The sequence below is a fragment of the Nonomuraea sp. KM90 genome, assembly GCF_052246675.1.
Taxonomy (GTDB): Bacteria; Actinomycetota; Actinomycetes; order Streptosporangiales; family Streptosporangiaceae; genus Nonomuraea.
Window position 1 is genome coordinate 299,459 of record NZ_JBQQCB010000003.1, and the last position, 12,175, is coordinate 311,633.

A 12,175-nucleotide genomic window follows, 5' to 3' on the forward strand; every position below is an offset into this window, starting at 1 on the left:
TAGACGTACATTCGCTTCGAGGACTGGCCAACCACGTGTTCGAGACGCTATCCGACCGGCTGACATCGGTCTTCTCCTCCCTCCGATCCAAGGGGCGGCTGTCCGATGCCGACATCGACGCCACCACCCGTGAGATCCGCATCGCCCTGCTAGAGGCCGATGTCGCACTGCCGGTGGTCAAGGCGTTCGTCGCCCAGGTCAAGGAGCGTGCCCGCGGTTCCGAGGTCTCCCAGGCGCTCAACCCGGCGCAGCAGGTCGTCAAGATCGTCAATGACGAGCTGATCGGGATCCTCGGCGGCGAGACCCGCAGGCTTCGCTTCGCCAAGACGCCACCGACGGTCATCATGCTGGCGGGCCTCCAGGGCGCGGGCAAGACGACGCTGGCGGGCAAGCTGGCCAAGTGGCTGCGCGAGCAGGGTCACGTGCCCATGCTGGTCGCCGCCGACCTGCAGCGGCCCAACGCCGTCCAGCAGCTCCAGGTCGTGGGCGAGCGCGCCGAGGTCGCGGTCTACGCGCCGGAGCCCGGCAACGGCGTGGGCGACCCGATCTCGGTCGCCCGCACGTCCATCGACGAGGCCAGGCGCCTGCAGCACGACATCGTCATCATCGACACCGCGGGTCGCCTGGGCATCGACCAGGAGATGATGAAGCAGGCCGCCGACATCCGCGACGCGGTCTCGCCCGACGAGGTCCTGTTCGTGGTCGACGCCATGATCGGCCAGGACGCCGTCACGACGGCGCAGGCGTTCATGGAGGGCGTCGGCTTCGACGGCGTCGTGCTGACCAAGCTCGACGGCGACGCGCGCGGCGGCGCGGCGCTCTCGGTCCGGCACATCACCGGCCGGCCGATCATGTTCGCCTCCACGGGCGAGAAGCTGGAAGACTTCGACGCCTTCCACCCCGACCGGATGGCCTCCCGCATCCTCGACATGGGTGACATCCTCACCCTGATCGAGCAGGCCCAGAAGACGTTCGACGAGGAGCAGGCCGCCAAGATGGCCGGCAAGCTCACGTCGGGCGAGAACTTCACGCTCGAGGACTTCCTCGAGCAGATGATGATGGTCCAGAAGATGGGGCCCATCAAGAACCTGCTCGGCATGATGCCCGGCATGGGGCAGATGCGCGACCAGATCAACTCCATCGACGACCGCGACCTCGACCGCATCGCGGCCATCATCCGCTCGATGACCCCGGCCGAGCGCCAGGACCCGAAGATCATCAACGGTTCCCGCCGCGCCCGCATCGCCGCCGGTTCCGGCGTCACCGTGAGCGCCGTGAGCAACCTGGTCACCCGCTTCTTCGACGCGCAGAAGATGATGAAGCGGATGGCCGGCGGCATGGGCATCCCCGGCATGCCCGGGGGGCGGGGCAAGGCGAGCAAGGCGCAGAAGAAGGCCAAGAAGGGGCGGCGCGTCAGCGGCGACCCGCGCAAGGCCGCGCTGGGCAAGGCCGCCGCCGAGGAACCCGACGGGGAGCAGCCCGCGAAGGGCGGCGTGCTGGGCAACCTGGGCGGCAAGCTGCCGCCGGGGATGGAGCTCCCGCCCGGCTTCGACCCGTCCAAGCTGCGGCTGCCCGGCCAGAAGTAACCGGTCGGCGCCCGCCGCCGCGGCGGCGGGCGTACGCCGATATCCGGTCCTTGCCGGACCTTTGCGGTGCGCTGCCGTGACAAGTCGTAGGCAGTGCCGTCGATCTGGCACAATGACATGTTGGAACACCGTGACCAGGTGGGTGCCCTCTCATCTCCCACAGGTCACGCCTGTCCCTGGAGCGTCATCCCGTCGTGCCCCACTCGGCGAGGTGCCGTTCACCCACGCTCGAATGCAGGAGAGACCACACCCGTGGCAGTCAAGATCAAGCTCAAGCGGCTCGGCATGATCCGCAACGCTCAATACCGTATCGTCGTCGCCGACAGCCGCACCAAGCGTGACGGCCGGGCGATCGAGGAGATCGGCCTGTACCACCCGAAGGAGCACCCTTCGCGCATCGAGGTCAACGCCGAGCGTGCGGCTTACTGGCTGGGTGTCGGCGCGCAGCCGACCGAGCCGGTGCTCAAGCTGCTCAAGCTCACCGGCGACTGGCAGAAGTTCAAGGGCGAGCCCGCCCCTGCGCCGCTTCTGGTCGCCGAGCCCAAGCCTGACCGGCACGCCCTCTACGAGGCCGCGGCCAAGGAGACGCTGTCCGGTGGCGACACCGGCACGGCCGCCACCACGCCGAAGAAGGCCAAGAAGAAGGACGAGGCCGAGGCCGCCCCCGCCGAGACCCAGACCGAGGGCGAGGCCTGACGTGCTCGAGGAGGCTCTCGAGCACCTCGTTAAGGGCATCGTCGAACATCCTGACGATGTCCGGGTCCGCGCACGCCGCATTCGCAGCGGGCGCGTCCTGGAGGTCCGGGTGCACCCCGAGGACCTGGGCAAGGTCATCGGACGCGGCGGGCGCACCGCCAAGGCGCTGCGCACGGTCGTGAACGCCCTGGCCGACGGGAAGTACGTACGGGTCGATCTGCTCGACCTGCACGAAGCAGTCCGTTAGCGTCAGGTTTGCGCGCCCTCATCGGTCTCGTTCCGATGGGGGCGCTTGCGTTGATAAGAGAGGGCAGGTTCACGTGCAGCTGGTCGTCGGCCGGATAGGCCGCCCGCACGGTGTACGCGGTGACGTGACCGTGGAGGTGCGCACCGACGATCCCGAGCTGCGCTTCGCGGCCGGCATCTCGATCGAGACGGACCCCGCGGACCGGGGGCCGCTCGTCGTCACGTCCCGCCGCTGGCACAAGGGCATGCTGCTGGTGTCGTTCGAGGGGGTCGCCGACCGCGACGCCGCCGAGGAACTGCGCGGCACCATGCTGGTCATCGACTCGGCCGAGGTGACGCCGTCCGACGACCCGGACGAGTTCCACGACCACCAGCTCATCGGGCTGGCGGTGCGGACCGTCTCCGGCGAGCCGGTCGGAGAGGTGGCGGACGTCCTCCACCACGGCCAGGACCTCCTCGTGGTGCGCCGCGAGGGCCAGGACGACGCGCTCATCCCGTTCGTCAAGGAGCTGGTGCCCGAGGTCGATCCGGAGGCGGGGCGGCTGGTCGTCGATCCGCCCGAGGGGCTGCTCTGATGCGGCTCGACATCGTCTCGATCTTTCCCGAATACTTCGCCCCGCTCGACGTCTCGCTGATCGGCAAGGCGCGTGAGCGCGGCACTCTCGACGTACACGTGCACCAGCTCCGCGACTGGGCCCACGACGTGCACAAGACCGTGGACGACACCCCGTACGGCGGGGGGCCGGGCATGGTCATGAAGCCCGAGGTGTGGGGCGAGGCCATCGACACCGTGATCGCCGCCGGCCCCGAGGGCCCGGACGGCGGGTTGCCGCGGATGATCGTGCCGACGCCGAGCGGGCGGCCGTTCAGCCAGGAGCTGGCGCAGGAGCTGGCGGGGGAGCCGTGGCTGCTGTTCGCGTGCGGGCGCTACGAGGGCATCGACTCGCGGGTCATGGCCGAATACTCCTCCCGGCTGCGCGTCGACGAGGTCAGCATCGGCGACTACGTGCTGGCCGGTGGCGAGGTGGCGGTGCTGGTCATGGTGGAGGCCGTCGGCAGGCTGCTGCCCGGCGTGCTCGGCAACGCCCAGTCGGCCGTGGACGACTCGTTCGCGCCCGGCTCCATGCAGAACCTCGTCGAGGGTCCCGTCTACACCAAGCCGCCCGTGTGGCGGGGACACGAGGTGCCCGCCGTGCTGCTGTCGGGACATCACGGAAATGTCGCCAGATGGCGGCGCGACGAGGCGATCCGGCGTACCGTACGGAACCGGCCCGAACTGGCGGCGGCGCTCGACCCCGCGACACTGGACAAGCACGACAGAAAGCTCCTTGAAGAGCTCTCGTTTCGCCTCCAGCCGGAAGATATGGCAAACTGAATCGCTGCCAACCGTCGTACGGTTGGTCCGTCATGCCCGGGAAACGATCCCGGGTTCATCAAATCAGCAAGCGCGTCCGCCGCGAGCCTCGGCCGGGTGGACCTCCGCGTGCTCGCGAGGACTTGAGGACAGCTCTCATGCACACGAAGATCCAGGAGCTCGAGAAGGCGACCCTGCGCGGTGACGTGCCGGCGTTCCGCCCGGGTGACACGCTCGAGGTTCACGTACGAGTCGTCGAAGGCAACCGCTCCCGCATCCAGGTCTTCAAGGGCTTCGTGCTGCGCAGGCAGGGCAGCGGCGCCCGCGAGACCTTCACGGTCCGCAAGGTCAGCTACGGTGTCGGCGTCGAGCGCACCTTCCCCGTGCACAGCCCGGTCATCGAGAAGATCGTGCTCGTGACCCGCGGCGACGTGCGCCGGGCCAAGCTTTACTACATGCGCGACCTGCGCGGCAAGGCCGCCCGCATTCGCGAGAAGCGCGAGACGACGGCCGCCAAGTAGGCTCCGTTGTTCTCTTCCGATGGCCCGCGCACCGCGCGGGCCATTCGGCTTTACAGGGCCGTTTCCTTTATGTGGAGCGACTCGTGCGTGGGTGTAACGTCGGTCGAGGCTTGTCGAGCCGGTGCATCATCTAGGCTCGTCAGCGATGACTAGCGAGAGCCAGGAGCACGGCGCGGCGCGCCGCCCTGTCGAGGACGAGGTGGACGTGGTCGCCGAAGAGACTCAGAAGCCGGCCAAGGGTGAAAAGACGGAGAAGAAGGGGTCGTTCTGGAAAGAACTTCCCGTTCTTATCGTCGTAGCCCTGGTGCTGGCCCTGATCATCAAGACGTTTGTGGTCCAGGCCTTCTACATTCCGTCGGAGTCGATGGAGAACACCCTGCTGAAAAACGACAGGGTCCTGGTCAACAAGCTCGTCTACCACACCCGCGACATCGAGCGGGGAGACGTGGTGGTGTTCTCGGGAGTCGACTCGTGGGACGGCGAGTTCCAGCTGGAGGAGCCGCCCAACGCGTTCGCGGCGTTCTTCCGGTGGGTCGGCACCGCGTTCGGCGTCGTGCCCGGCGAGAAGGACTACATCAAGCGGGTCATCGGCGTCGGCGGTGACCACGTCAAGTGCTGCGACTCCAAGCAGCGCATCACGGTCAACGGCACCCCCATCGACGAGGAGAGCTACCTCTATCCGGGGAACGTGCCGTCCGACAAGTTCTTCGACATCACGGTGCCGGAGGGGCGGCTGTGGGTGATGGGCGACCACCGCTCGGTCTCGCTCGACTCCCGGTCCCACACCGGTGATCCCGGCGGCGGCTCCATTCCCGAAGGTCAGGTCATCGGCCGGGCCTTCGTGATCGTCTGGCCGTTCAACCGGTTCGACTCGATCGACATCCCTGACACGTTCGCGCAGCCCGCGCTCCAGGCACTCGGCGGGTCCGTGCCGCTGGTCGCCGGGTTCGGGCTGGCCGTACCCTTGGTGCTGGTTCGTCGGCGCCTGCGGAGGAGGCGTTGATGGCCGTCACCAAGAAGGCGGAGGGCGTGGGGAAAGAGAAGAAGAAGGGCGGTTTCCGCGAGACCGTTCTGCTGCTCATCATGGGCGTCGGCATCGCGCTGCTGCTGCAGGCGTTCGTGGTCGGCTCGTTCTACATCCCGTCCGTGTCGATGGAGAACACGCTGCTGGTCAACGACCGCGTGTTCGTCAACAAGCTGGCGGGCAAGCCCGAGCGCGGCGACATCGTGGTGTTCAAGGGCTGGAACGGCGAGGACACCATCAAGCGGGTCATCGGCATCGGCGGCGACAAGGTGGTGTGCTGCGACAAGCAGAAGCGCATCACGGTCAACGGCACGCCGCTGGACGAGCAGTCCTACCTCTACCCCGACGATTTCGCTTCCGGCGATAAGTTCGACGTCACGGTGCCCCCCGGGAAGCTCTGGCTGATGGGTGACCACCGCAGCGCCTCGGCCGACTCCCGGGCCCACATGGAGGAGCCCGGAGGCGGCTTCATCTCGGAAGACGCGGTGGTGGGCAAGGCCGTGGTGCGCTACTGGCCGCTGTCGCGGGGCTATCTCTTCTCCCGTCCTGACACTTTCGACAAGGTCAAGTAGCGGGGGCTTTCGGTCGCGGTTTGCGGCGATTGGGGCGTACGCTGCCTGTGTCATGACAGTTGCGTTCCGCCCTCGACCGAGCGTCGTCCGGCGCGATTCCGGACTCTACGCCTATGAGCGGGCGCTCGCCCGCCGCGGCCTCACCCCTATAGCGGGCGTCGACGAGGCCGGGCGTGGCGCGTGCGCGGGGCCGCTCGTGGTCGCCGCCGTCATCCTGCGCAGGCAGATCGACGGCCTGGCGGACTCGAAGCTGCTCACCCCGCTGGTGCGCGAACGCCTCTACGACCAGATCATGCGCGTCTCTCACGTAGGCATAGTGATCATCCCGTCGGGGGAGATCGACGCCAAAGGTCTTCACAAATGCAATGTCTCAGGAATGCGGCGAGCCGTCGCACAGTTGCCCTGTGACCCGGAGTACATCCTGACGGACGGTTTCCCGGTGCCGGGCCTGCCGGCGCCGTCGCTGGCCGTGTGGAAGGGGGACCAGGTGGCCGCATGCGTGGCGGCCGCGTCCATCGTGGCCAAGGTGACCCGGGATCGCCTCATGGTCGCGCTGGACGAGCGCTACCCGCAGTACGGCTTCGCCGAGCACAAGGGGTATGTCACACCAGGACACCGGCTGGCGCTGGAAACGCACGGCCCGTGTCCCGATCACCGTTACTCCTTTGTCACGGTGGCGAGGGGGATGGGTGAAAATGAAATGGGGGCCGGGGTTGCCTGAGCAGGCAAACCGGGGGACCGGTACGACAGGAGGACCGCGATGAGCGCAGAGGATCTCGAAAAGTACGAAACCGAGATGGAGCTGCAGCTTTACCGCGAATACCGTGATGTCGTCGGTTTGTTCACATACGTGGTGGAGACTGAGCGGCGGTTCTATCTGACCAACTCGGTCGACCTCGACGTCCGTACCGCGGAGAACGGCGACGTCTTCTTCGACGTGAAGATGCAGGACGCTTGGGTGTGGGACATGTATCGGCCGGCGCGGTTCGTCAAGAATGTGCGGGTGGTCACGTTCAAGGATGTGAACGTGGAGGAGCTCGCCAAGGCGGACCTGGAGATGCCGAAGGAAGGGTTCTCGGGGTAGCGAGGGGTGGGCCGGGGTCCGGGGGTGGATTCGAGCTTCGGGACGGCTCAGGCGTGGGCTCGGGGCTGTGGCGGCTGGTGGCGCCCCTGGCCATCGGCTGAACCTCGACCACCGGCTCGCCGGTGATCCCCGTCTTGGCCCGGGCCTGTGCGTCTATGCCTGCCGCCTGTGAGAGGCGGTGGGGGGTGTGTGGTGTTGGGCCGGTCGGGTGGCTGGTTCAGCCGCGGGGCCGCCTGCCTGGTACGGCCGCCGACATCTGGTCGGGGATGCCGCCCGCCGTCTCGATGCGGGCCTCCCGCACCTGGTCAAGGGTGTCCCCGGCCGTCTCGAAGCGCCGCCGATGTCTGATCAGCGGTGGCTCGCCCGTCTTGACACGGGCCTTCCGCACCTGGTCAGGGGGGCCGCCGCTCTCTCGACAGCGCCGCCCACATCTGACCGGCGGTGCCGCTGTCGTATCGACACGGCCTTCCACCCCTGATCGGCCGCGCCACCGCCTCATCGGGACGTTCGCCACCTACAGCTGGTCGGCCACGCTGCCGCCGCACCCTTCACCGCCATGGCCGTCGTCCACGCCGGGACAGCCAACGTTGCTCGCCGTCCCAGCACGGCGCGCCTATCCGCCCCCGGGTTTGGCCACACCCCCGGCCTCTTGGCCTGTCGGCATCCACACACCGGTGGCCATCTGGACTCCCTGCACGGCCGTCACCCACGCCCTTCCTCCGACGCGCTTCCTCCCACGCGCTTCCTCCCACGCGCTTCCTCCCACCGCCCTTCCTCGCACATCCTCCCGCGGCCCCTGACGCCCTCCCAAGCCCTGCTGACATCCTCCCTACGGCCTGGAACCGCGCCGATCCCGCCCACCGGGCCGCGCCGACCGGGCCGCGCCGACCGGGCCGCGCCGACCGGGCCGCGCCGACCGGGCCGCGCCGACCGGGCCGCGCCGACCGGGCCGCGCCGACCGGGCCGCGCCGACCGGGCCGCGCCGACCGGGCCCCCGGCTAGCGGCCCCCGGCCTTCGCCAGCTCCGACCCCGGTCCGCCAGCTCAGGCCCCGGTCCCAGCCTCAACCAAGGGCCGAGTCAAGCTGAGCCGTGCCGACCCGAGCCGTTATCCACAACCCCCACTCAACCCACCCCCGCCATCCCCAGAACCCCGTTCGGTCCCGCCACCACCACCCCGCATCCACGAAGGTCATGACCAGACCCGCACCGATCGACCGGACGGAGATGGCACATGGCCACGGAGAGCAAGCTCGAGCTAGGCAAACGCGGCGAACAGGCAGCCGTGACCTACCTGGAGGCCGAGGGGATGAAGGTGATCGAGCGCAACTGGCGCTGCCGCCATGGCGAGATCGACATCATCGCGGAAGAGGGCCCCAACCTGGTCGTGGTCGAGGTCAAGACCCGATCGAGCAGATCCCACGGCTCGGCCCTGGAATCGGTGAGCCCAGCCAAGCTCGCCAGATTGCGCATGCTCGCCGCAAAGTGGCTGACCACACAGTCCTCCCACACGTACGAGACCGTACGAGTCGACGTGATCGCCCTGGAGCGCTTCGCCGGAGACTTCGCCCTGCGCCACGTACGGGGGGCGATCTAGGTGGCCGTGGCCCGCACCCGCAGCGTGGCCCTGGTGGGCGTCGCCGGCCGCACTGTCGAGGTCGAGGCCGACGTGGGCAACGGCCTGGCCGGCATCCACCTCATCGGTCTGCCGGACACGGCGCTCAGCGAGGCCCGCGACCGGGTGCGATCAGCGGTCGTCAACAGCAGTTATCCCTGGCCCGACGCCCGCATCATCGTCAGCCTCTTCCCGGCCAGCCTCCCCAAGCGCGGATCGCAGTTCGATCTGGCGATCGCGGTGGCAATCCTGGGTGCGGCAGGCGTGGTCCCCGCCGAACGCATCGCGGAGCCGTTCTTCCTCGGAGAGCTCGGCCTCGACGGGCGCATAAGACCCGTACGCGGCGTGCTTCCCTCCGTCCTGGGCGCGGCCAAGCACGGCGATGTCACGGTGGTCGTCCCGTCGGCGAACTCAGCGGAGGCCGTCCTCGTACCTGACGTGAAGGTGGTCCCCGTCGCCCACCTCCGCCAGCTCGTGGAGTGGCTGCGCAAGGGAGACGACCCACCCGAGGCCGAGGTCGAGGAGTGCCCCGAGCCGCCCAAGTCCACCGTCGTCCCCGACGTCGACCTGTCGGATGTCGTGGGCCAGCCGACCGCCCGGCGCGCCCTCGAAGTCTGCGCGGCCGGTGGCCACAATCTCTGGATGCTCGGTCCGCCTGGCACCGGCAAGACCATGCTGGCCGAACGCCTCCCCACCCTCCTGCCGGATCTGGAGCTCGACCACGCCCTGGAGGTCACCGCCATCCACTCGGTCGCAGGCGTGCTCCCGACCAACGCCCCCATGATGAGCCGGCCTCCCTTCATCAGCCCGCACCACACAGCGACCTCGGCCGCGATCATCGGAGGCGGCAGCACGATCGTCCGCCCCGGAGCCGTCTCCCTGGCACACCGAGGGGTCCTGTTCATGGACGAGGCCCCGGAGTTCCCGCGCCATGTCCTGGACGCGCTCAGGCAGCCGCTGGAGTCCGGCCGGGTGACGGTGTCGAGGTCGGCGGGCTCGGTCACGTTCCCCGCCAGGTTCATGCTGATCCTGGCCGCGAACCCCTGCCCCTGCGCCCAGGCCGAGGACCAGGGCGAAACCTGTAAATGCTCCCCCACGATCAGACGCCGCTACCTGGGCAGGCTCTCGGGCCCACTCCTCGATCGCATAGACATGAAGGTCACGGTCGCCCGCTCCACCAGACGCGAGCTCCTGGCCGACCGCCAGTTCGTGGAGACCAGCAAGACCGTGGCCGAACGCGTCCTGGAGGCCCGCGAACGAGCCGCGAAACGCTTGGCCGGCACTCCTTGGCGCTCGAACGCCGAGATTCCCTCCTCCATCCTCCACGCCGACTACCGCCCGTCCGCAGAAGCCATGCGCCCCATGACGTCCTGCCTCGACTCGGGCGCCCTCACCGCCCGGGGCCTCGACCGCGTCGTACGAGTGGCGTGGACCCTCGCTGACCTGGCCGGCAACGACAAGCCGGGCCAGGACGAGACAAACGCCGCCCTGAGTTTCTGGCTAGGCGTGAAGTCGTAGCGCCCCGCAAATCCAGCAAGCCCCCGCAGAAACCCACGACTCAACACCCCACCCCTTAGCGACCCCTCCACGTCCCACGACCTGTAGGAGCCCCCATGCCCGCCCTCCACGCAACAATCACCCACCAGCCCCAGTCACCCACATCTGCTTCCCTGACCACCCCACCCCCAGCACCGGCAAGCATCGACATACCACTCGCAGCCACCGACGAGACCCCACAAGCCCCCGCAACCAGCACCCCACCACATGAGATCTCGCTCCACCCCGAAGCAGGAACCGTCAGCAGAGCCAGCCCCAAGAACGAGGCTGAGTCCGTCACAGAGACGCCCATGGCACGGCCCACCCAAGCCAAGACGCACACCCAACCCGGAACGGGAACCCACCCTCCGACGGACACTCACTCCAAGACGGACACCCAACCCCCACCCGGAACCCCAACCCGAACTGGAACAGGACCCGGAACTCGAACCGGAACTCGAACCGGCACTGGCCCCGGCACTGGCCCCGGCACTGGAACCAGGACATCAACTCAGACCGAAGCCGAGGCCAGAGCCGCCCTCATGCGGGCCACCGACGTAGGAGACACCACCATGGGCCGCCTCGTCGCCCAGTACGGCGCTCATCGAGCGGTGGAGGCGATCCGCACCCGCACCCTCCCGCCGGAATTCGTCTCCCGGGAAGCCGAGCGAGACCGCTCACCAGACCACCTCACCTCCCGCCTGAACACGTGGTACGCCCGCCTGGCATCCGCCAACCCCGCAGCCGACATCGAAGCAGGAGAAAGATCCGGCGCCAGATTGATCATCCCCGGCAGCCCAGAATGGCCCACCCAGCTGGATCAACTAGGCCTGAGCCGCCCCCTGGCTCTGTGGGCCCACGGCACAGCAGATCTCCGCTTCTCCTGCCTCCAATCCGTCGCCGTGGTGGGGGCAAGGGCAGCAACCTCGTACGGATCGCACATAGCAGCCGAGTTCGGCGTCGGCCTCAGCGAGTCAGGCTGGACCGTCGTGTCAGGCGGAGCGTTCGGAGTGGATGGCGCGGCCCACAAAGGTGCCCTGGCCGCAGGTTCACCCACTGTCGTGGTCCTGGCCTGTGGTGTGGACATCTGCTACCCGACCGGCCACGACACCCTGTTCGCCGCAGTGCGAGAGCAGGGTGTCGTGATCAGCGAGTGCCCACCAGGCGTTCACCCGACCCGAGCGCGCTTCCTCATCAGAAACCGCCTCATAGCCGCCCTTTCCATGGGAACGGTGGTAGTGGAGGCCGCCCTCCGCAGCGGCGCCCTCAACACGGCAACCCACGCCCTGTCCCTCAACAGACACCTGGGAGCGGTCCCCGGCCCGATCACGTCGGGCATGTCAGCGGGTTGCCACAGACTCCTCCGAGAACGAAAAGCGGTGTGCATCACCTCACCGGAGGAAATGATCGACCTCGTAGGCGTGATGGGCGACGACCTGGCCACACAATCCCGAGCCCCAGCCGTCCCCAGGGACAAACTCAACGAGCCGACCAAAAGAGTCCTTGACGCGATCCCCGCCCGAGGCGGCGCAGGCCCCGCCTCGATCGCGGTGGCAGCCGGCTTGGGCCTGGACACGACGTTGAGCGCACTGGGCGGCCTGGCAGCCGCAGGGTACATAGAAAGAACCGAGAACGGCTGGCGCCTCCGCAAACAGACCACTACATACCGCAAAGCCTCCGACTCCGCCGCCCTGGACCCCCCACCCACCCCACAACCCGACCCCGCCGACTCCCCACCACCCCCGGACGACTTCCCACCCCCGGAGTACGACCACCCCATCTCCTAGGAGACCACCACCACAACTCAGGACTGGCCGCTCACGACCTCGCACCCCGTTCGCAATTCGTAGACCAACGACTTCAAGTGCCGTGGCCACGCAGAATGGCAAGGGGCATGGCCGACAAGTCGTCCCAGATCCACTCCACGGCGCCGGCCATCAGAC

14 protein-coding genes are annotated in these 12,175 nt (G+C 68.3%); 13 read left to right on the forward strand and 1 reads right to left on the reverse strand.

Translation table 11 applies throughout. From position 1 onward, the window contains the following. Window positions 1–35 precede the first annotated feature (35 nt). The 10 genes from ffh (at window position 36) to ACTWPW_RS05915 (ending at window position 7,083) form a co-directional block, all read left to right on the forward strand. The gene (ffh, locus tag ACTWPW_RS05870) at window positions 36–1,586 is read left to right on the forward strand and encodes a signal recognition particle protein (protein WP_375115044.1); all 1,551 of its coding nucleotides are present in this window, start codon (window positions 36–38) and stop codon (window positions 1,584–1,586) included. Between the two features lie 252 nt (window positions 1,587–1,838). After that, window positions 1,839–2,282 (forward strand): 30S ribosomal protein S16, encoded by a 444-nt coding sequence (rpsP, locus tag ACTWPW_RS05875; protein WP_364126915.1) that lies wholly within the window; start codon window positions 1,839–1,841, stop codon window positions 2,280–2,282. A gap of 1 nt (window position 2,283) precedes the next feature. Further along, window positions 2,284–2,529, forward strand: a complete 246-nt coding sequence (locus tag ACTWPW_RS05880) for an RNA-binding protein (protein ID WP_043634919.1) — start codon at window positions 2,284–2,286, stop codon at window positions 2,527–2,529. A gap of 73 nt (window positions 2,530–2,602) precedes the next feature. Further along, window positions 2,603–3,103 (forward strand): ribosome maturation factor RimM, encoded by a 501-nt coding sequence (gene rimM, locus ACTWPW_RS05885; RefSeq protein ID WP_375115045.1) that lies wholly within the window; start codon window positions 2,603–2,605, stop codon window positions 3,101–3,103. Then, window positions 3,103–3,903: a tRNA (guanosine(37)-N1)-methyltransferase TrmD gene (trmD, locus tag ACTWPW_RS05890; RefSeq protein ID WP_375115046.1), complete on the forward strand. Its 801-nt coding sequence runs from the start codon at window positions 3,103–3,105 to the stop codon at window positions 3,901–3,903. Before rimM ends, trmD begins: the two co-directional genes overlap by 1 nt. A 137-nt stretch (window positions 3,904–4,040) precedes the next feature. After that, window positions 4,041–4,403, forward strand: coding sequence for a 50S ribosomal protein L19 (gene rplS / locus ACTWPW_RS05895; RefSeq protein WP_080042338.1), 363 nt, complete (start codon window positions 4,041–4,043; stop codon window positions 4,401–4,403). A 145-nt stretch (window positions 4,404–4,548) separates the two neighbouring features. Next, window positions 4,549–5,406 carry a signal peptidase I gene (gene lepB / locus ACTWPW_RS05900; RefSeq protein WP_375115047.1) on the forward strand — a complete coding sequence of 286 codons (858 nt, stop codon included), beginning with the start codon at window positions 4,549–4,551 and terminating at the stop codon, window positions 5,404–5,406. After that, on the forward strand, window positions 5,406–5,999 hold the full coding sequence (lepB, locus tag ACTWPW_RS05905) for a signal peptidase I (protein ID WP_375115048.1): 594 nt from the start codon (window positions 5,406–5,408) through the stop codon (window positions 5,997–5,999). The genes lepB (ACTWPW_RS05900) and lepB (ACTWPW_RS05905) overlap by 1 nt, the downstream gene beginning before the upstream one ends. Window positions 6,000–6,051: 52 nt before the next feature. Further along, on the forward strand, window positions 6,052–6,720 hold the full coding sequence (locus ACTWPW_RS05910; protein ID WP_375115049.1) for a ribonuclease HII: 669 nt from the start codon (window positions 6,052–6,054) through the stop codon (window positions 6,718–6,720). 39 nt (window positions 6,721–6,759) lie between these two features. Then, window positions 6,760–7,083 carry a DUF2469 domain-containing protein gene (locus ACTWPW_RS05915; protein ID WP_026215037.1) on the forward strand — a complete coding sequence of 108 codons (324 nt, stop codon included), beginning with the start codon at window positions 6,760–6,762 and terminating at the stop codon, window positions 7,081–7,083. A gap of 217 nt (window positions 7,084–7,300) precedes the next feature. Here ACTWPW_RS05915 and ACTWPW_RS05920 read toward each other — a convergent pair whose 3' ends face one another. Continuing rightward, window positions 7,301–7,471 (reverse strand): hypothetical protein, encoded by a 171-nt coding sequence (locus ACTWPW_RS05920; RefSeq protein WP_443168123.1) that lies wholly within the window; start codon window positions 7,469–7,471, stop codon window positions 7,301–7,303. A gap of 844 nt (window positions 7,472–8,315) precedes the next feature. On the opposite strand from ACTWPW_RS05920, the gene ACTWPW_RS05925 reads away from it, so the two are divergent. The 3 genes from ACTWPW_RS05925 (at window position 8,316) to dprA (ending at window position 12,019) form a co-directional block, all read left to right on the forward strand. Continuing rightward, a complete protein-coding gene (locus tag ACTWPW_RS05925) occupies window positions 8,316–8,678 on the forward strand; it encodes a YraN family protein (protein ID WP_375115050.1) in 363 nt (120 codons plus the stop codon). Beyond that, the gene (locus ACTWPW_RS05930) at window positions 8,679–10,214 is read left to right on the forward strand and encodes a YifB family Mg chelatase-like AAA ATPase (protein ID WP_375115051.1); all 1,536 of its coding nucleotides are present in this window, start codon (window positions 8,679–8,681) and stop codon (window positions 10,212–10,214) included. A 590-nt stretch (window positions 10,215–10,804) separates the two neighbouring features. Next, on the forward strand, window positions 10,805–12,019 hold the full coding sequence (gene dprA / locus ACTWPW_RS05935) for a DNA-processing protein DprA (RefSeq protein WP_443168124.1): 1,215 nt from the start codon (window positions 10,805–10,807) through the stop codon (window positions 12,017–12,019). Window positions 12,020–12,175: the final 156 nt, after the last annotated feature.